The organism is Stenotrophomonas sp. YJH_SMC_4 (genome assembly GCF_059371575.1).
In genome coordinates this window covers 438,160-455,962 of the sequence record NZ_JCAFUR010000002.1, presented here as the reverse complement: position 1 = coordinate 455,962, position 17,803 = coordinate 438,160, and the positions used below count along the sequence as shown (strand labels likewise).

The following is a 17,803-nucleotide window of genomic DNA, read 5'->3' as shown; positions in this document are numbered from 1 at the left end:
CCGGGAACGCCGCGTGTCGCCGGGCATGGCCCGGCGAGCGCAGTGTCGAATCATCGATACGCCTGCACCTGCCTCTGCAGCAGATGCGGCACGATCAACCTGTGCACGGGCGCGACCGGCAGCATGTAGAGGCGCCCGAATGCGTTATGCGTATGCACCACCGTCACCACTTCCAGCACATCGCCCTGCCATTGCAGGGCCAGCTGTACGCGCAGGTGGCGATCATCGTCTTCCAGCACGATGGCATCGTCATCCAGCGACTGCAGGGTGAAGATGCCCAGCCGCTGGCCGGCGGCCGGATCGTCGGTGTCGTGCACCGCACGCAATGAGCCAAGGTGCTTCATCCCAAGCAGGCGCATGCCGTGGTTGCGCAGCGCCATCAGACCATCGAACCAACCGGGAATGCTCGCGGCCATGTCACGATAGGCCTGCAACGCCGAGCGCCCATCACGACGGGTGGTCGCATGGCACGCATGCACGAAATCCGCACCGGGCAGCTGAGTTCGCAGCACGCTGCCCGCGCTCGGCGGCGCGCTCATCACCTGCGATGCACTCACGGCTTCGGTCCCTGCCCCTCGTTGTCTTCCCAGTGCAGGATGCGGCGGGTGACGAAGCGGTAGACCGGCTTGCCGGTGGCGAACCACAGCTCGCGCACCCACGAAGTACGCTTGAGCACGCGCCTCTCCACCGGGGTGAGTGATTCGCGGCAGTACATGCGCTTGTGCTTGAGCAGGTGGCGCAGGTCCTCGCGGGCCAGCAGCCGCATCCAGCGCGAGCGCGGGTTGCCGATCACCGCCAGCTGGAAGTCGATCAGCGCCGGTCGTCCATCTTCAGTGACCAGCCAGTTGGCTTCCTTGGCCAGGTCGTTGTGGGCCACGCCATTGCGATGCAGCTGCTGCAGCAGGCGACGCGCGGCGCGGAACCAGGCCAGATCGCCGCGCGGCGGACGCTGGTACATGGCATCGCCGGCCATGAAGCTGCGGTCGAGGTGGCGGCCATCCCAGGCCAGCAGCTGCGGCACATCGGCCATGCCATGGATATGGCGCAGCGCGCGTGCTTCGCGACGTGCAAGCCACCACGCGGGCAACCGCAGCCACAGCGGCGTGGCCCCCAGGTCGCGGCGTACGAACGAGCCATCGGGCCCTTTCACAAGAAGGATCCGGCCGAAGCTGTCGGCCTTCAAAGCATGGTGGGGAGCGTCTGGCGTATGCGGCATGACTCCATTCTAGGCGATGGCGCCGGTTGCAAACGGTCACGAAGCGGCTGGGAACCAGTCACCTTCACGCCCCTATAATCGGGCAATGGACTCTTCATGGATCGACGCCACGCTCGCGTGGATTGCCGCTCACCCCGTGCTGGCGGGCGCCGTTATCTTCCTCATCGCCTTCTGCGATGCGGTCATCATTCTTGGCGCCATCGTGCCGGCGCTGCCACTGCTGTTCGCGGTGGGCGTGTTCATTGGCCTGGGCCAGATCTCCGGGCCATACGCGGTGGCGGCTGCGGCATTGGGTGCGTTTGCCGGCGATGGCATCAGTTACTGGATCGGCCGCCGCTGGGGCGACCGCCTGCGCGGCGTGTGGCCGTTCAGCCGTTACCCGCAGCTGCTCGACCGCGGCGAAAACCTGTTCCGCCGCAATGCCTTCAAGAGCATCCTGGTGGCACGCTACGTCGGCGCGATCCGCCCGTTCGTGCCGGCCATCGCCGGCATGATGAAGATGCCCGCCAGCCGCTACGTGCAGGCCAGCGGCATCGCCAGCATTTCCTGGGCGGTACTGTTCCTGGCGCCAGGCTGGATCCTCGGCGAAGCGTATGACGCGGTGGCTGCTGTGGCCGGTCGGCTGGTGGTGGTGGTCGGCCTGCTGGCGGTGATCCTTGGCCTGGTCTGGGCCATCGTGCTGTACGGCTACCGCTGGTCGGCCGCACGCATGGACAACTGGCTGGCACGCCTGCTGGACTGGTCCAACCGCCACCCGACGCTGGGCCGCTACACCGTTGGCGTGCTGGACCCGAAGCGGCGCGAATCGGTGCCGCTGGCGATGCTGGCGCTGATGCTGCTCCTGCTGGGCTGGGGCTGGTTCGCGCTGTTGACCGTGGTGGTCGCGCACGGCGAGCCGCTGGCGATCGACCTGCTGGTGCACCAGGCCATGCTGGCGCTGCGCAATCCGCTGGCCGACTACCCGATGGCTGCGCTGGCGTCGCTCGGGGCCTGGCAGGTCCTGCTGCCGGCCACCGCCGCGGCGATGGGCTATCTGATCTGGCGCCGACGCTGGATGGCCGCTGCACACTGGCTGGCGGCACTGGCCTTCGGCCTGGCGCTGACCATGCTGCTGGGCGCCACCGTGGATGTGGTGCGCCCGATCGACGCCAGCAGCGGCTTCGGCTTCCCGTCGGTGTCGGTGACCATGGCCACCATCACCTTCGGCTTCTTCGCGGTGCTGATCGCACGCGAGATGCCCGGCCGCACCCGCGTCTGGCCGTACCTGGTCTCGGGCATCGTGGTCAGCCTGATCGGCTTCTCGCGCCTGTACCTGGGCGCGCATTGGCTGAGCGACGTGATCGGCGGCATGCTGTTCGGCACGTTCTGGCTGCTGGTGCTGGGCATCGCCTATCGCCGCCGCTTCAACCGCTCGTTCTGGGTGAAGCCGGTGGCCTGGCTGTTCTACGGCGTCTTCGCCGTGGCGGCGATGTGGTACGCACCGCGCAACATCCCGGTGAAGCTGGAACGCTTCGAACCGACCCTGCCGGCCCCGCAGGCGATGGACATGCAGGCCTGGTGGGAGCACGACTGGGCCACGCTGCCGGCGCGCCGCAACGAGTTCGACGACGACCAGCGCTGGCCGCTGGACGTGCAGGTGGCCGGGCCATTGGCACCGCTGCAGGCGCAGCTGGAAGCGCGTGGCTGGAAGCGGCAGGAACAGGCCGGCTGGCAGCAGGCGCTGCTGATGCTGGACAAGAACACCGGCGCCGATGAACTGCCGGTGCTGCCGGCCACGCTGGACACCCGCGTGGAAGCACTGCTGATGGTGCGCCAGGGTGCGAAGCCGGACGAACGCTATGTGCTGCGCCTGTGGCCGGCACCCGCGCAGCTGCAGGCGGGCAACACGCCGCTGTGGCTGGGCAGTGCACAGACCCTGCGTTACGAACGCCACTTCGAATGGATCGGCATGTGGCACCCGCTGCGTGGCGTCGACCCGGCGTTGAACGCGGTGAAGGACGCCGTGCAGGACCTGCCGCAGCGCGAGGACGTGCACAGCGAAACCGGGTTGCCGGTGCTGCGGTTGAAGACCACCATGCCCTGAGGAGGCCGCCGCAGCGCTCTGGTAGATGCCAACCTTGGCTGGCGTTTCGGGGAAAGCCTGCCAACCAAGGTTGGCAGCTACCGGTTCTGCCGCGCCCTGGTCGTCCCCTGCCGTGGGTAGTGGCCAACCTTGGTTGGCGGCTATCGGCTACGGCATCCAGCCCAGCAACTGCTGCAACCGCTGGTGCGGGTCGTCCATCTGCAGCAGCTGCAGGCGCTGCTGCTCGCTCAGCGGCAGCAGTTCGGCCAGCCGCCAGCCAACCCAGCTGGCCTGGTCCAGCAACGCCGGATTGGCCGGCGCATAGGCCTCACCGGCCTGCTCGATGATGTGCCCCAGCACCGTGGCCAGCAGCGCATGCTGCGGCCGCAGCTCATCGTCGGGGTCTTCGTCGCACCAGCGCACGTCGGCCACCACCAGGCCGTTGTCGCGTACGCGGGTGCGCTCGACATGGAAGCGGCGGGTGCCTCGCAGGCGCAACTGCAGCACGCCGTCGGCGCCGACATCGAAGTCTTCGATGCGTACCTGCACGCCATAGGCTGCCGGTGTCGCCGGGGCTCCCACTTCCTGGCCGTCGAGGATCAGGCAGACACCGAAGCCCTCGCCACTGCGGCCGCTGTCGCGGACCAGATCCAGGTACCGCCGCTCGAACACGCGCAGGCCGACCGCTGCACCCGGCACCAGCGTGGTGTGCAGCGGAAACAGCGGCAGTGATGTGTCGCTGCTCATCGGGCCTGCAGCGCGGCGAGGAAGCGGCGCGGTGCGCCGTCGAAGCCCCCATTGGACATGAACACCACGTGGTCGCCGCTGCGCGCGCTGGCCTGCAGCTGCGCCAGCAGCGCGTCGGTATCGGGCACCGCGTGCGCTTCGCCGCGCACTGCGGCGATCACCGCGGCCGCATCCCAGGCCAGTTCCGGGCGATGCAGGAACACCACCTCGTCAGCCAACGCCAGCGACGGGGCCAGCGACTGCGCGTGCGCCCCCAGCCGCATCGAATTGCTGCGCGGCTCCATCGCGACCACGATGCGCGCGTCACCCACCTTGGCACGCAAGCCATCCAGCGTGGTGGCGATCGCGGTCGGGTGATGGGCGAAATCGTCGTAGATGGTGATGCCGTCATGGCGGCCGATCACTTCCATGCGGCGCTTGACGCTGCGGAAGCGCGCCAGCGCAGGAATCACGTCGGCCGGCGCCACGCCCACCGCATGTGCGGCAGCCAGCGCAGCCAGGCCGTTGAGCACGTTGTGGCGGCCCAGCAACGACCAGTGCACGTCGCCCATTGCCTGCCCGCGGTGATGTACGCGGAAGGCGCTGCCATCGGCGGCCAGCAGCTCGGCATGCCATTCCAGCGACGGGTCGAAGCCGAAGCGCTCGACCGGGGTCCAGCAGCCCATCGCCAGCACTTCGGCCAGATGCGGGTCCTCGCCGTTGACGATCAGTCGGCCACGCGCCGGCACCGTGCGCACCAGGTGGTGGAACTGGCGCTGGATCGCGGCCACGTCCGGGAAGATGTCGGCGTGGTCGTATTCAAGGTTGTTGAGGATGGCCACCAGCGGCCGGTAGTGCACGAACTTGCTGCGCTTGTCGAAGAACGCGGTGTCGTACTCGTCGGCCTCGACCACGAACTCACGGCCCTGGCCCAGCCGGGCGGAGACGCCGAAATCCTCGGCGACGCCGCCGATCAGGAAACCGGGCGAACGACCGGCGCTTTCCAGCAGCCAGGTGAGGATGGTGGTGGTGGTGGTCTTGCCATGGGTACCTGCCACGGCCAGGGTGTCGCGACCCGGCAGTACCTGTTCGGACAGCCATTGCGCTCCGGAAATGTAGCGCTGGCCGGCGTCGAGCACGGCCTCAACGGCGGCATTGCCGCGCGAGAGGGCGTTGCCGATCACCACGTCATCGGTGCCGGCCGGCACGCTGTCGGCGCGGTAGCCCTGGTCCAGGGCGATGCCCAGCTGCTCGAGCTGGGTCGACATCGGCGGATAGATGGCCTGGTCGCTGCCGCTGACCGTATGGCCCAGTTCCCGCGCCAGGGCGGCCACGCCGCCCATGAAGGTGCCGGCGATTGCAAGGATATGTACGCTGCTCATGACCGAGGATTGTGACCGATGACGGCTGTATAGGGCCAATGTCCGCCCCCGGGTAAGACAAGTCCTACACGGGATGTGAGAAAACTCCAATCACCTGTCAGGGAATTCCCGATAGCGATGTTCTGTGAACCCGGACACAATTCGAACTGCCAGCCGCAGTACCCGAACCGGTCCTACTCCCCAAGAGGCCATCCCCAAGGGAGCTCATGCTGCGGGGCCCTGAGCAAGCCCTTCGCTGGCGCCTGTCAAACGACACAGGCCTGATCCTCACGGACCAGGCCTGTGTTTTTTTGCGCCCGAAGGGCCGGCAACAGGCCGGCCCCGCCGGATCAGGCCTTGATCGCCGCCAGGATGCGGGCTTCGATCTCGTCCAGCTCACCGACGCCATCGACGCGGGCCAGGGTGCCACGGCCGGCGTAGAAGTCGACCACTGGGGCGGTCTGGTCGTTGTAGACCTGCAGGCGCTGGCGCACCGCTTCCGGCGTGTCGTCGGCGCGGCCCTGTTCCTTGGCACGACCGGCGATGCGCTCGACCAGCAGTTCGGTGGCCACGTCCAGCTGCACCACGGCATCCAGCGGCTGGCCGATCTTGGCCAGCAGGCCGTCCATCGCATTGGCCTGGGCCACATTGCGCGGATAACCATCAAGAATGAAGCCCTTGGCGACATCGGGCTGGGTCAGGCGCGACTCCAGCATGCCCAGCAGGATGTCATCCGACACCAGGTTGCCGGCATCCATCACCGTCTTGGCCTGCTTGCCCAGCTCCGTGCCCGCGGCGATTTCCGCGCGCAGCATGTCACCAGTCGAAATGTGGGCGATCTCCAGCTTTTCCTTCAGGCGCGTCGCCTGTGTCCCCTTGCCCGAACCGGGCGGTCCCAACAGAACCAATCGCATTGACCTGACTCCAACGTGTTGAAAACAAAGAAGGTTCGCGTCCCGGACGGACCGGTATCGCTGCACCGCAATAGCGCCACTTTACCGCATCCGGGTAATGTCCCTGCAATGTCCTTTCCCCCGAGCAGGTAGACGCATGCGCAACGGTACTCTCCTCTACGCCCAATCCGGTGGTGTCACCGCGGTCATCAACGCCACGGCGGCGGCGGTGATCGAGCAGGCCCGGGCCAAGGGCATCAAGGTCCTGGCCGCGCGCAACGGCATCCTCGGCGCGCTGCGCGAGGAACTGATCGACACCAGCAAGGAGAGCGCTGCGGCCATCCGCGCCCTCGCCCATACCCCGGGCGGCGCGTTCGGCTCCTGCCGGGTCAAGCTGAAATCGCTGGATGCCGACCGCGCCCGCTACGACCGCCTGCTGGAGGTGCTGCGCGCGCACGACGTGCGCTGGTTCCTCTACAACGGCGGCAACGACTCGGCCGATACCGCGCTGAAGGTCTCGCAGCTGGCCAAGGCCTCCGGCTACGACCTGACCTGCATCGGCGTGCCCAAGACCATCGACAACGACCTGGCAGTGACCGACACCTGCCCCGGCTTCGGCTCGGCGGCCAAGTACACCGCGGTGTCGGTACGCGAGGCAGCGCTGGACGTGGCGGCGATGGCCGAAACCTCCACCCGCGTCTTCATCTACGAAGCGATGGGCCGCCACGCCGGCTGGCTGGCCGCGGCCGCGGGCCTTGCCGGCAACGGCGATGACGAAGCGCCGCACATCATCCTGCTGCCCGAACGCGCCTATGACGAGGCGGCGTTCCTGGCCAAGGTGAAAGCGGTGGTCGAGCGCGTCGGCTACTGCGTGGTGGTGGCGTCGGAGGGCATCGCCACCGCCGATGGCCGCTTCGTCGCTGACGCTGGCGGCGGCAAGGACTCGTTCGGCCACTCGCAGCTGGGCGGCGTGGCCGCGCACCTGGCCGGCCGGGTCAAGGACCAGCTGGGCCTGAAGGTGCACTGGGCGCTGCCCGACTACCTGCAGCGCTCGGCCCGGCACCTGGCCAGCAGGACCGACTGGGAGCAGGCGCAGGCGGTCGGCAAGGCCGCCGTGCAGCTGGCGCTGAAGGGCCAGAACGGCGTGATGCCGGTGATCGTGCGCAGCAGCGATGCGCCCTACCGCTGGAAGATCGAAGCGGCGCCACTGTCGAAGATCGCCAACCATGAAAAGAAGATGCCCGCCGGCTTCATCCGCCGCGACGGCTTCGGCATCACCGCCAGGGCGCGGGCCTACCTGTCGCCGCTGATCAAGGGCGAAGCGCCGCTGCCGTATGGCGCCGACGGCCTGCCGAAATACGTCACCCTGAAGAACGTGGCGGTGAAGCAGAAGCTGCCGCCGTTCGAGGGCTGACCCGAAAAAGGGGACGGAGGGGATTAAGCCGCATACGCCCCTCTGTCATCTCCAACAGCGTCAGCAGTGGGTCGGATACGACTTAATCCCCTCCGTCCCCTTTTAATGGAGGAACACCATGGCATTGCGTGTTGTTCGACTCGGTACGCCGCGCGTGCCTGGCGAGGGCCTGCGCATCGGCACCGTGCGGCGGCCGCCGCGCGGCGTTCCGCGCAGCGAGTTCGCCCGACAGGACTGGTACGACGTCTGGTTCCCGACCCTGTCACCCAGCGCGGAACTGGTGAAGCGGGCGCATGAGGCGACGACGGCCGCCGACTGGACCGCGTTCTTCCGCCACTACAAGGCCGAGATGAAAGCGCCCGATGCCGCCCATGCACTGGACCTGCTTGCCGCACTGTCGCAGCACAGCGACATCAGCGTGGGGTGCTACTGCGAGGATGAGGCGCACTGCCATCGCAAGGCTTTGCGCGAGCTGCTGGTGGCGCGCGGGGCGACGCTGGCCGAGTGATGATTGCAGGATTGCCGGCCAGCGGCCGGCACTACCCGTGGATGACCGCGTGAGTACACCGCCCACGCAAAATTCAATTGCAGGCCTTGCCTTCCACCTGCAGCTGCGCGGCGAACATCGTCACCTGCGGAATCTGGCCGGCAGCGGCCTGCTTCCTGGCCTCTTCCAGATAGATGCGTGACTGCCCCTGACCGTCCAGCTCGACCTTGTTGGTCGACGGCAGCCGCCACACGCGCACCACCGCCTGCTGTGCCGGGCACGCGGCGCTGGGCACGCGGATCACATCATTGAGCTTCCAACCCTTGTCGGCACTCGGTTGGGCCTTGGCGTAGTCGACGAAGCGCGCGCGCGGCTGGCACTGCTCACTGGTACGCACCGCAGAGAAGCGGTACGGCTCGGCCGCCTGCCCGGTGAAGGCGCCTTCCAGGCGCGCACAGGCCTCGGGAATCTGGCGCAGCGTATGCACCGCGCCCACCGCCTGGGGTGCGCCCACGGCACGCTGTAGCTCCGGGGTTTCCGCAGCCAATGCCGGTACAGCCGGGACCAGGGCGGCAAGCATCAACAGGGACAGGCGCATGGGAGATCTCCTTCAGGACTGAGCGCAGGCTTGCAGAGCTTGGCTTAACGGGGTGCAAAGGCCTGTGACTCTCGTGCCCCATGGCCCGGCGGCAGGGCCCGCGCGCATGGCGATGCCTTCCACCCTGAGGGCACCCACAGGATCAGGAGGCGCGGCTCGCAGAAGCCAGTTGAGCACGGCTCGACTCTACAAGTGGCGGCACGCATACTGCGGGCACCAGGGAATGCTGAACACCGCCATACGTCGGACGACCGCCAAGGTCGGTACGGGTTGGTTCCAGGCTGCAGCCCGTCGTCCCCCTCGTGGTGCCGTTCATCGCCACTGGATGCCTACATCCATTCTGCGGAGGGGTCTAATGCTGGAACGTCACGGGCTGTCACTGGCGCTGGGCTGCGCCATTCTCGCGATCCTGTTCGGAATCGTCTCGGCGCGCTGGATCCTGCGCCAACCCACCGGCAATGAACGCATGATCGCGATCGCCACGGCGATCCAGGAAGGTGCGCGTGCCTATCTCAACCGCCAGTACCTGACCATCGGCGTGGCCGGTGTGGTGCTGTTCGTGCTGGTCGGTGTGTTCCTCAGCTGGTACACCGCGATCGGCTTCGCGGTCGGCGCGGTACTGTCCGGCGCGGCCGGCTACATCGGCATGAACGTGTCGGTACGCGCCAACGTGCGCACTGCCGAAGCTGCACGCCACGGCATCAGCGCCGCAATGGACGTCGCCTTCCGCGGCGGCGCCATCACCGGCATGCTGGTGGTCGGCCTCGGCCTGCTGGGCGTGGCCGGTTACTACGCGCTGCTGCTGCGCATGGGCCTGCCGATGGAACAGGCGCTGCATGCGCTGGTCGGCCTGGCCTTCGGCTCGTCGCTGATCTCGATCTTCGCGCGGCTGGGAGGTGGCATCTTCACCAAGGGTGCCGACGTCGGCGCCGATCTGGTCGGCAAGGTGGAAGCCGGCATTCCCGAGGACGACCCTCGCAACCCGGCGGTGATCGCGGACAACGTGGGTGACAATGTGGGCGACTGCGCCGGCATGGCCGCCGATCTGTTCGAAACCTACGCGGTGACCGTCATCGCAACGATGCTGCTGGGCAGCCTGATGCTGGCCGAGGCAGGCGCCAATGCGGTGCTGTATCCGCTGGTGCTGGGCGGCGTATCGATCATCGCCTCGATCATCGGCGCGCTGTTCGTGAAAGTGAAGCCTGGCGGCTCGATCATGGGCGCGCTGTACAAGGGCGTGATCGTCTCCGGCGTGCTGGCCGCCATCGCCTTCTACCCGATCACTACCGGCCTGATGGGTGACAACGTACATGGGCCGATGGCCCTGTACGGCTGCGCGTTGATCGGCCTGGTCCTGACCGGGCTGATCGTGTGGATCACCGAGTATTACACCGGCACCCAGTACAAGCCGGTGCAGCACGTGGCGCAGGCCTCGACCACCGGCCACGGCACCAACATCATCGCCGGCCTCGGCATCTCGATGAAGTCCACCGCGCTGCCGGTGGTGGCCGTGTGTGCGGCGATCTGGGGCGCGTTCGCGCTGGGCGGGCTGTACGGCATCGCCATCGCCGCCACCGCGATGCTGTCGATGGCCGGCATGATCGTCGCTCTCGATGCCTACGGGCCGATCACCGACAACGCCGGTGGGATTGCCGAGATGGCCGAGCTGCCCTCGGAGATCCGCGACATCACCGATCCACTGGATGCGGTGGGCAACACCACCAAGGCGGTGACCAAGGGCTATGCGATCGGTTCGGCCGCACTGGCCGCATTGGTGCTGTTCGCCGACTACACGCACAACCTGCAGGCTGCACATCCCGGGCAGGAATTCCGCTTCGACCTCAGCGACCACACGGTGATCATCGGCCTGCTGATCGGCGGCCTGATTCCCTACCTGTTCGGTGCGATGGCGATGGAAGCGGTCGGCCGCGCGGCGGGTGCGGTGGTGGAGGAAGTACGTCGCCAGTTCCGCGAGATCCCCGGCATCATGCAGGGCACCGGCAAGCCGCAGTACGACAAGGCGGTGGACATGCTGACCCGCTCGGCGATCCGCGAAATGATCGTGCCCTCGCTGCTGCCGGTGGCGGTGCCGGTGGTGGTCGGCCTGCTGCTGGGGCCACGCGCACTGGGTGGCCTGCTGATCGGCACGATCGTGACCGGCCTGTTCGTGGCCATTTCGATGACCACCGGCGGTGGCGTCTGGGACAACGCCAAGAAGTACATCGAAGATGGCCACTTCGGCGGCAAGGGCAGCGAGGCGCACAAGGCTGCGGTGACCGGCGATACCGTCGGTGACCCGTACAAGGACACGGCCGGCCCGGCGATCAATCCGCTGATCAAGATCATCAACATCGTCGCGCTGCTGCTGGTGCCGCTGTTGTAGATCCACGCCATGCGTGGATGACGGCCTCGATGGGGTCAGAGCCCTTTCCTAAGGAAAGGGATCCGACCCCACCGTCAATCACCGCCCGCGCAGGAAGAACGACACCGGCACCATCACGTCCACCGGGTCGCCGGCCACTTCGGCCGGCGGCGCCGGTACCGGGCTGGCGCGCTGCACGGTGTCCAGCGTCTCCTGGTCAAGCAGCGCGAAGCCACTGCTGCGGCCCAGCTTCAACCCCGAGACCGCGCCATCGCGGGCCACGGCAAAGCGCACGTAGACCACGCCCTGCTGGCGCAGCCGCTCGGCCTGGCGCGGATAGCGGCGATGCTTCTGCAGGTGCCCCAGCAGGCGACCTTCCCAGCTTGCCTCGGCGCGACTGCGCTCACCCGCCGTGGTCTGCGGTGCGGTGTAGCGCGCGGCGGCGTCAGCGGCCACCTGTGGCGGTGCGCTGGTCTGCGCGACATTGGCGTCGGCGACATCCGGCGAGGGCGTCGGCTCCGGTGTACGCGGCGGTGGCAGGTCACCCTGCGGCTGCACCGGCGCCTTCGGTTGCTCGTGCAGGGCCGGCTTCGGCGCCTGCCGCTGCTGTTGCTGCTGCAGTGGACCGGTGGCGACCTCGCGCGGCGGCACCGGCGGTGCCTGCACCATCGGTGCCAGTTCCAGCATCAGCGCGGCGGGCGGCGCCGTCGCAGCCAGTACCGGTGCGCGCGTCGCCCACCAGCAGGCCGCGCCAATCAGCAGCGCGTGCACCAGCAGCACGATCGCCAGGCTGGTCGCCCAGCGCCGCAGTCCACTCATCGCGCACCCTGCTCAACGCCGACCAGCGCCACCTTCAGGTAACCGGCCGCACGCAGCGCATCCAGCGTGGCCATGAGTTCGCCGTAGGGCACGTGGGTATCGGCACGCAGGAAGATGCGCTGCGCGGTGTCGCCGTGGGAGGCCGCCTGCAATGCAGCGGCCAGCCCGTCACGCGCCACCGCCTGCTCGCCCACGCGCAGCGACAGATCGGCCTGCACGGTCACATACACCGGCGCCTGTTCGGGCGGCGTGGCACTGGCGCTGCTGGCCGGCAGCTGCACCGGCACTGATACGGTGGCCAGCGGTGCGGCTACCATGAAGATGATCAGCAGCACCAGCATTACGTCGATGAAGGGCGTGACGTTGATCTCGTGTGCTTCTTCCGGTGCGTCGTCGCGGTCGGACGCGGTCCTGATCGCCATCGTCGCGCCTCAGTGCACCGCGCGCAGCGGTGCCGCTGCGGTACGCGGCACGGCACGATCAAGATCGCGCGAGACCAGCTGCTGCACGGCCGCCGACAGATCGCCGAGCAGGCCCCGCAGGCCGGCCAGCACGCGGCTGAAATGGTTGTAGACCAGTACCGCGGGAATCGCCGCGACCAGGCCGAGTGCGGTCGCCAGCAGGGCCTCGGCGATGCCGGGCGCAACCACCGCCAGGTTGGTGGTGTTGCTGTGTGCGATGCCGATGAAACTGTTCATGATGCCCCACACCGTGCCGAACAGGCCGACGAAGGGCGCCACCGCGCCGATGCTGGCGAGCACACCGATGCCGCGCCGCTGCACGCGCGCGGTCTCCAGCTCGATGCGGTCCAGGCGCGAGGCGATGCGCTCCTTGATGCCGTCGCGACTATCCAGATCCTGCGACAGACGCAGTTCGGTGCGGGCGGCGTCCAGCATCGCCAGCGCGATGCCCTGCTGCAGACTTGCCTCTTCGCTCTGCGGCGGCAGCTGTGCGGACTGCAGCAACAGCGCGCGCGCCGCGCGCAGCTGCCGGGCCTGGCGGGCCAGCTCCCAGCCCTTGGCCAGCAGCACGGTCCAGGTGGCCAGCGACGCCAGTGCCAGCGCGATCATCACGGCCTTCACCACCACGTCGGCGGCCAGGTACATGCCCCATGGGGTCAATGCGGGGGCGGCCACGGGGGCCAGGTCAGCAGGCAGCATCGTCTCGGTTTCCATCAGCATCAGGGGTCGCTGCGCGACGACGGGCCGCGCGCGGATCATTGGCGTCGTCCACTTCCACGACCGGATGGGACTCCAGCCGGGGGGCCGGTCGGCTCAGCACGTAGCCGGCGCTGACCGCGAAGAACAGGCCCACGCCCAACAGCAGGCGCCAGGACGGGTGCGCGCCCCAGCAGAACAGGGCAAAGCCCAGCGCCATGCCGGCACTGGCAAACGCCTTGCCCTTGCGCGATACCGCGCCCTGCTCGCGCCACAACCGCAGCGACGGGCCGTAGCGCGGATGCGCCAACAGGCGCTGCTCGAACTTCGGCGAGCTGCGCGCGAAGCAGCCCACGGCCAGGATCAGGAAGATGGTGGTCGGCATCACCGGCAGCAACGCGCCGATCACCCCGAGCCCGACCATCAGCCAGCCCAGCGCGAACCAGAGCCAGCGCATCAGCGCTGCACCTGTGGGCGCACGCCGTGCATCAGGCGAATTCCACTTCGACGTGGCCGTGCACGCTGCGGAACGCGGCGTCGGCCGCATCGATTACCTGCTGCTCCTGCTCGACACTCAGCGGTACCGCGTCCAGCGCCGCGGTGAACTCACGCCAGTGGCGCGCCGCGCCATCCGGATGCGCGGCCAGGTGGCGGGCGCCAAAATCACGGTCCAGGCCGAGCTTGGCAGCCATCTTGTACAGAATGGTGCCGCCCAGGTTGGAGCCTTCAGCCACGTACAGCCACCCCAACGCGGCGGGCAGTTCCAGATCGGACGGCAACGCCGCGATGTCAGCCCCCGGCAGGGTCTGCTCCAGGTCCTGCAGGTCGCGCGCGACCTGGGTCAGGCGGCGGCGCTCGCCCAGGTCCGGCAGCAGTGCGTCCAGCGCAGGGTTGGCATACAGCGCATCGATGCTGCGGTGGAAGCGATACTGCACGCGCAGGAAACGGGCGAAATTGCTGCGGTCGGCGAAGATGTCGCCGGCCATGATGCGCTTGTCCAGGGCACCGTGGCTGTCGCGGGTGGCGGCCTTGAGCCGCAGGCTGCGGCTTTCTTCAGGGGCGATGTGTGCGTTCATGGGGGAATGCCAAGGGGGTCGTCGTGCTGTAGACGTCTGCCACGGGGCTTTCCCCAAGGCCGTCTACACCGATAATGGGCCATCCCCTTGTCCATCCGGAACCGACGATGATCACCACCGAACCGCGCATGACCAACCTGTTCCTGCAGCTGGGCCTGGATGCCAGCGCAGAGGGCATCGCCCGCTTCATCCGCGAACACCAGCTGGCCACCGATGTCGAAGTGGTCGAGGCGCCCTACTGGAACGATGCCCAACGCCAGTTCCTGTCTGAATCGCTGCAGGCCGATGCGGCATGGAGCACCGTGGTGGATGAGCTGAACGAGTCGCTGCACGAAGATGCGGTAAAGGCTTCGAGCGGGCTGTAAATAGACGCCGGGCATGGCCCGGCGCTGTCGATTGCACGGCAGAAGCGGTGCGGACCAAGGTCCGCGCCCACCGAGGGCGGTTGGGGCTCGCTGGGGTCAGAGCCCTTTCCGCAGGAAAGGGATCCGACCCCACCACTCATCCGCGACCGATCAGTACTTCCAGGTCAACGCCAGTCGCGCGGTGCGGCCCGGGGCTGGCATCACGCCCAGGGCCAGCGGGTCCAGGTAGTAGCGGTCGGTCAGGTTGTCCACGCCGGCTTCCACCGACAGCTGGTCGTTGAAGCTCCAGCTGGCGAACAGATCCACCAGCGTGGTTGGCCGGTACAGCTGCTGGATCGCCGACAAGCCCACGTTCCAGTCCTTGTCCAGCTTGCTGATCGGGCCGGCGTTGTGGACCACGCGGGTGCCGAAGGTCAGGCGCTCGTCGAACAGGCGCGAGCCCAGGGTCAGGTTGACCATGTAGCGCGGCGGGTTCTGGGTATTGGTGTACGAGCCCTCGAAGCCGCCGTCCACGCAGTCGGGCGTGTTGGCCAGCTCGCCGTTCCTGCGCTGCGCCCCATAGGCACGGCGCTCGGCGGCGATGTCCGGCGCGCAGGTCTTGGCCTTGAAGTAATAGTGCGCGGACAGATCGGCAAATACCTTGCCGCTGTCATAGCTGGACTGGAACTCCATGCCCGAGACCTTGAACTGGTCGACGTTGCGGATCAGGCCCGCCGACAGCGTGCGGTAGTCACGGGTGATCAGGTCGTCGATGCGGGTATCGAAGTACGCCAGCTTCAGCGCCAGGCGATCGCCGGCGGTGAACAGGTCATAGCGGAGGGTGCTTGCACCGATTTCCCAGCTGCGCGCGCGCTCCGGCTTCAGCTCGCCCACCGGCTTGGCGGCGGTGAACAGGCCCAGCGTGGTCTCGAACAGGCTCGGCAGCTTGGTGCCTTCGGCATACTTCACGTAGACCAGGGTGTCTTCGCTGAAGCGGTAGGCCACGCTGGCAGTCGGCGAGAACGCGGTGTCACGACGGCGGATCGGCTGCGACCAGGTCCAGCTGACCGGCACTTCCAGGTCCTGCGCCTTGCCGGCGTCGTAGAAGTTCCAGCCACCGATGTCGCCCACCGTGCCCTTCTTGTACGGTGAGGCCAGCAGCGATTCCTGGGTGAAGTTGCCGTTGGCATCCGGATACCAGTTCAGCAGCGCGATGCGCTTGGCCCGCCACGACGGCAGCGCCGGGTTGCCATTGAGCAGTTCGGTGTAGCGGTACTGGCCCTGCACTTCATAGGCATCGGGCGTGGCCAGGCGGTTGCGGTCATGCACATCCACGCGGTTCCAGCGGCCGCCGGCCAGCAGTTCCCAATGCTCATCGGGCTGCCACTTCAGCGAGGCCACGGCGCTGTATTCCTTGCGCTCGGCGTTGCGCAGGAAACGGTTGTTGACCAGATCGTCGTGCATGACCGGCCCCGAGCTGCCCGGTGCGATGTCTTCGTCACTGTAGGACAGGCCGTAGTCGAGGGTGAACGCGCCAGCACGTGTGTCGAACTTCGAGGTGTTGCTGGCATCCAGTCCGAAGCGCTTCTGTCGCAGCGGATTGCGGTAGGCATCCTTGTAGCCGGGGTCGCCACTGAAGCTGGGCGCGTCGTACCACTCGGTACGACGATCGAAATACCACGGGGTGATGCCGGTCAGGCTGTTGTACATCACGCTGTCGGTGTCGGTGTACGCGGCATTGACGCGCAGGTCGACCAGCTCGCTGTCCGGGTTGAAGCGATAGCGCAGGGTGTAGCTGTCCATGTCGACGTGGCCCGGATCCCATTGCGGAATGCGGTCGCGATCGACGCGGATGATCTGCGAGGCCATGATCTCGCCGGCGGTGCCTTCGTAGCGGCGGTAGCCCGCTTCCAGGGTCTGTGCATCGTCGATACGCCAGGTGCCCTTGAGCAGCGCCGACTTCGAGCGCGACGAGGTGTTGAACACTTCGGTACGCGGCGGATTCAGCGGTGCCAGCGTGCGACGGGTCTGTGGGAAATCATCGTAACCGTGCTTGCCGGAGAAGTAGTTGCCATTGTCGCGGTAGGCGTAGGCGGCGACCAGATCGAAGCGATCCCAGTGTCCCGCAGCGGCCACGTTGAAGAACTGGCTGCCGGTGGCGCTGCGATCGTTGCGCGGCGCGGCACTGTAGGAAGGCAGGTTGTTGGCGCTGTTGTTGGCCAGGCCGCCACGCACGCGCACGCCGAAGTCGCGCTCTTCGCGCAGCACGTCGCCGATCTTCAGCGTCTCCATCTCGACCACGCCGCCGATGCCGCCAGAGGCGTTGGCCTGCAGGCTCGGGCCCTTGGTGATGGTCAGGCTGGAGATCAGGTCCGGGTCGAGGTAGGTACGCTGCGATTGACCGGCATAGCCACGGTAGGTATCCATGCTGGACTGGCCACCGTCGATGATCACCGGCACGCGGCCCTGGCCCTGGATGCCGCGGATGTTGACGTCGAAGCCATTGCCAACGCGTGGGTCACCGGCAGTGACGCCGGCCACGCCCTTGACGATGTCGCCGTTGGACGTACCGCGGAAACGCTCCAGCTGCGTGCGGTTGAGCGTGGTGGTGGAACCGACGCTGCGATAGCTGTCGAGCAGGCGCGCCTCGTCGCTGGTCGCGCCACTGTCGACGCGGTCGCCGGCCACGCTGAGCGTGTCGGTGACGATCACGCCGCTGTCGGCCTGCGCCGGCGTCGCCGCTTCCAGCGCGACTGCATCTGCGCTGACCCGGCGCACCGCCAGGCCACTGCCCTGCAGCAGCTGCTGCAGCGCCTCGTTGGCCGGCAGGCTGCCATTGACCGCACGCGAGCTCACCCCGTGGGCCAGGATGGCCGGATACACGACCTGCACGCCGGACTGGCGCATGTAGCTGCGCAGCGCCTCGTCCAGGGGCTGCGCCGGAATGTCGAAGCGCTGTACGGCGGCGTGATCGCCACGGGCGTTCTGTGCCAGCGCGGATGGCGTGGCACTGGCCAGGCCGGCAGCCAGCAATGCAATGCACAGGCGGGACGGGCGCGGCGCGCGGCCCGGACGGTGGGAGTCGAACATGGGGAACCTGTCAGGTAATCGGTGCCGCAGGCGCGGCGTCATCCGCAACACAGGCGGACACGGCGACGTACGTGGCGGCGGCGGGTACGTTCGCGGGGTAAGACGGTTGGGCGCGCGGCAACCCCAAGGGCGATTTGCGGCCGCAGAGGGTGCCGACCGTTTGCCGGCACATCGGAAACATCATCCACGCATGGCGTG

17 protein-coding genes are annotated in these 17,803 nt (G+C 67.7%); 5 read left to right on the top strand and 12 right to left on the bottom strand.

Features of this window, described 5'->3' with window-relative positions; genetic code table 11:
• Nucleotides 1-50: 50 nt before the first annotated feature.
• Together AC5P9F_RS05535 and AC5P9F_RS05530 are read right to left on the bottom strand one after the other, a co-directional pair.
• The gene (locus AC5P9F_RS05535) at nt 51-557 is read right to left on the bottom strand and encodes a DUF2867 domain-containing protein (protein WP_076739718.1); all 507 of its coding nucleotides are present in this window, start codon (nt 555-557) and stop codon (nt 51-53) included.
• Nucleotides 554-1,216, bottom strand: a complete 663-nt coding sequence (locus AC5P9F_RS05530) for a serine/threonine-protein kinase (protein WP_076739719.1) — start codon at nt 1,214-1,216, stop codon at nt 554-556. Before AC5P9F_RS05530 ends, AC5P9F_RS05535 begins: the two co-directional genes overlap by 4 nt.
• Nucleotides 1,217-1,301: 85 nt before the next feature.
• Between AC5P9F_RS05530 and AC5P9F_RS05525 the strand changes: the two genes are divergently transcribed.
• Nucleotides 1,302-3,299: a bifunctional DedA family/phosphatase PAP2 family protein gene (locus tag AC5P9F_RS05525; protein ID WP_087802408.1), complete on the top strand. Its 1,998-nt coding sequence runs from the start codon at nt 1,302-1,304 to the stop codon at nt 3,297-3,299.
• Between the two features lie 147 nt (nt 3,300-3,446).
• Here AC5P9F_RS05525 and AC5P9F_RS05520 read toward each other — a convergent pair whose 3' ends face one another.
• The 3 genes from AC5P9F_RS05520 to AC5P9F_RS05510 all read right to left on the bottom strand — a co-directional run bounded on the left by AC5P9F_RS05520 (nt 3,447) and on the right by AC5P9F_RS05510 (nt 6,279).
• A complete protein-coding gene (locus AC5P9F_RS05520; protein ID WP_012481182.1) occupies nt 3,447-4,025 on the bottom strand; it encodes an LON peptidase substrate-binding domain-containing protein in 579 nt (192 codons plus the stop codon).
• Nucleotides 4,022-5,386, bottom strand: coding sequence for a UDP-N-acetylmuramate:L-alanyl-gamma-D-glutamyl-meso-diaminopimelate ligase (gene mpl, locus AC5P9F_RS05515; protein WP_087802411.1), 1,365 nt, complete (start codon nt 5,384-5,386; stop codon nt 4,022-4,024). The genes AC5P9F_RS05520 and mpl overlap by 4 nt, the downstream gene beginning before the upstream one ends.
• A 329-nt stretch (nt 5,387-5,715) precedes the next feature.
• A complete protein-coding gene (locus AC5P9F_RS05510) occupies nt 5,716-6,279 on the bottom strand; it encodes an adenylate kinase (protein ID WP_012481184.1) in 564 nt (187 codons plus the stop codon).
• 136 nt (nt 6,280-6,415) lie between these two features.
• Here AC5P9F_RS05510 and AC5P9F_RS05505 point away from each other — a divergent pair, with 136 nt between their 5' ends.
• Nucleotides 6,416-7,672 carry a 6-phosphofructokinase gene (locus AC5P9F_RS05505; RefSeq protein WP_005410921.1) on the top strand — a complete coding sequence of 419 codons (1,257 nt, stop codon included), beginning with the start codon at nt 6,416-6,418 and terminating at the stop codon, nt 7,670-7,672.
• 118 nt (nt 7,673-7,790) lie between these two features.
• Complete coding sequence (locus tag AC5P9F_RS05500; protein WP_111174465.1) at nt 7,791-8,180, top strand: DUF488 domain-containing protein; 390 nt, start codon at nt 7,791-7,793, stop codon at nt 8,178-8,180.
• 73 nt (nt 8,181-8,253) lie between these two features.
• On the opposite strand, the gene AC5P9F_RS05495 is transcribed toward AC5P9F_RS05500, so the two are convergent.
• A complete protein-coding gene (locus tag AC5P9F_RS05495) occupies nt 8,254-8,757 on the bottom strand; it encodes a hypothetical protein (RefSeq protein ID WP_012481186.1) in 504 nt (167 codons plus the stop codon).
• A gap of 355 nt (nt 8,758-9,112) precedes the next feature.
• Between AC5P9F_RS05495 and AC5P9F_RS05490 the strand changes: the two genes are divergently transcribed.
• Nucleotides 9,113-11,140, top strand: coding sequence for a sodium-translocating pyrophosphatase (locus tag AC5P9F_RS05490; protein WP_111174466.1), 2,028 nt, complete (start codon nt 9,113-9,115; stop codon nt 11,138-11,140).
• Between the two features lie 78 nt (nt 11,141-11,218).
• Here AC5P9F_RS05490 and AC5P9F_RS05485 read toward each other — a convergent pair whose 3' ends face one another.
• Genes AC5P9F_RS05485 through AC5P9F_RS05465 form a run of 5 tightly spaced genes read right to left on the bottom strand, consistent with a single transcriptional unit; the run spans nt 11,219 to nt 14,171 of the window.
• Nucleotides 11,219-11,938, bottom strand: coding sequence for an energy transducer TonB (locus tag AC5P9F_RS05485; RefSeq protein ID WP_111174467.1), 720 nt, complete (start codon nt 11,936-11,938; stop codon nt 11,219-11,221).
• The gene (gene exbD, locus AC5P9F_RS05480) at nt 11,935-12,360 is read right to left on the bottom strand and encodes a TonB system transport protein ExbD (RefSeq protein ID WP_111174468.1); all 426 of its coding nucleotides are present in this window, start codon (nt 12,358-12,360) and stop codon (nt 11,935-11,937) included. The genes AC5P9F_RS05485 and exbD overlap by 4 nt, the downstream gene beginning before the upstream one ends.
• Nucleotides 12,361-12,369: 9 nt before the next feature.
• Nucleotides 12,370-13,098: a tonB-system energizer ExbB gene (gene exbB, locus AC5P9F_RS05475; protein WP_049396214.1), complete on the bottom strand. Its 729-nt coding sequence runs from the start codon at nt 13,096-13,098 to the stop codon at nt 12,370-12,372.
• The gene (locus tag AC5P9F_RS05470; protein ID WP_043034067.1) at nt 13,085-13,552 is read right to left on the bottom strand and encodes a YbaN family protein; all 468 of its coding nucleotides are present in this window, start codon (nt 13,550-13,552) and stop codon (nt 13,085-13,087) included. Before AC5P9F_RS05470 ends, exbB begins: the two co-directional genes overlap by 14 nt.
• A 31-nt stretch (nt 13,553-13,583) precedes the next feature.
• On the bottom strand, nt 13,584-14,171 hold the full coding sequence (locus AC5P9F_RS05465) for a biliverdin-producing heme oxygenase (RefSeq protein WP_005410929.1): 588 nt from the start codon (nt 14,169-14,171) through the stop codon (nt 13,584-13,586).
• 107 nt (nt 14,172-14,278) lie between these two features.
• Here AC5P9F_RS05465 and AC5P9F_RS05460 point away from each other — a divergent pair, with 107 nt between their 5' ends.
• Nucleotides 14,279-14,536 (top strand): DUF2789 domain-containing protein, encoded by a 258-nt coding sequence (locus AC5P9F_RS05460; protein WP_024957127.1) that lies wholly within the window; start codon nt 14,279-14,281, stop codon nt 14,534-14,536.
• A 150-nt stretch (nt 14,537-14,686) separates the two neighbouring features.
• Here the strand turns inward: AC5P9F_RS05460 and AC5P9F_RS05455 are convergent, their stop codons facing one another.
• Complete coding sequence (locus tag AC5P9F_RS05455; RefSeq protein WP_111174469.1) at nt 14,687-17,605, bottom strand: TonB-dependent receptor; 2,919 nt, start codon at nt 17,603-17,605, stop codon at nt 14,687-14,689.
• Nucleotides 17,606-17,803 lie beyond the last annotated feature (198 nt).

What these genes read in the sequence shown, in the direction of transcription:
- AC5P9F_RS05530 (WP_076739719.1), bottom strand. Translation starts at nt 1,216, where the DNA reads ATGCCGCATACGCCAGACGCTCCCCACCATGCTTTGAAGGCCGACAGC.
- AC5P9F_RS05525 (WP_087802408.1), top strand. Translation starts at nt 1,302, where the DNA reads ATGGACTCTTCATGGATCGACGCCACGCTCGCGTGGATTGCCGCTCAC.
- AC5P9F_RS05520 (WP_012481182.1), bottom strand. Translation starts at nt 4,025, where the DNA reads ATGAGCAGCGACACATCACTGCCGCTGTTTCCGCTGCACACCACGCTG.
- mpl (WP_087802411.1), bottom strand. Translation starts at nt 5,386, where the DNA reads ATGAGCAGCGTACATATCCTTGCAATCGCCGGCACCTTCATGGGCGGC.
- AC5P9F_RS05510 (WP_012481184.1), bottom strand. Translation starts at nt 6,279, where the DNA reads ATGCGATTGGTTCTGTTGGGACCGCCCGGTTCGGGCAAGGGGACACAG.
- AC5P9F_RS05505 (WP_005410921.1), top strand. Translation starts at nt 6,416, where the DNA reads ATGCGCAACGGTACTCTCCTCTACGCCCAATCCGGTGGTGTCACCGCG.
- AC5P9F_RS05500 (WP_111174465.1), top strand. Translation starts at nt 7,791, where the DNA reads ATGGCATTGCGTGTTGTTCGACTCGGTACGCCGCGCGTGCCTGGCGAG.
- AC5P9F_RS05495 (WP_012481186.1), bottom strand. Translation starts at nt 8,757, where the DNA reads ATGCGCCTGTCCCTGTTGATGCTTGCCGCCCTGGTCCCGGCTGTACCG.
- AC5P9F_RS05490 (WP_111174466.1), top strand. Translation starts at nt 9,113, where the DNA reads ATGCTGGAACGTCACGGGCTGTCACTGGCGCTGGGCTGCGCCATTCTC.
- AC5P9F_RS05485 (WP_111174467.1), bottom strand. Translation starts at nt 11,938, where the DNA reads ATGAGTGGACTGCGGCGCTGGGCGACCAGCCTGGCGATCGTGCTGCTG.
- exbD (WP_111174468.1), bottom strand. Translation starts at nt 12,360, where the DNA reads ATGGCGATCAGGACCGCGTCCGACCGCGACGACGCACCGGAAGAAGCA.
- exbB (WP_049396214.1), bottom strand. Translation starts at nt 13,098, where the DNA reads ATGCTGCCTGCTGACCTGGCCCCCGTGGCCGCCCCCGCATTGACCCCA.
- AC5P9F_RS05470 (WP_043034067.1), bottom strand. Translation starts at nt 13,552, where the DNA reads ATGCGCTGGCTCTGGTTCGCGCTGGGCTGGCTGATGGTCGGGCTCGGG.
- AC5P9F_RS05465 (WP_005410929.1), bottom strand. Translation starts at nt 14,171, where the DNA reads ATGAACGCACACATCGCCCCTGAAGAAAGCCGCAGCCTGCGGCTCAAG.
- AC5P9F_RS05460 (WP_024957127.1), top strand. Translation starts at nt 14,279, where the DNA reads ATGATCACCACCGAACCGCGCATGACCAACCTGTTCCTGCAGCTGGGC.
- AC5P9F_RS05455 (WP_111174469.1), bottom strand. Translation starts at nt 17,605, where the DNA reads ATGTTCGACTCCCACCGTCCGGGCCGCGCGCCGCGCCCGTCCCGCCTG.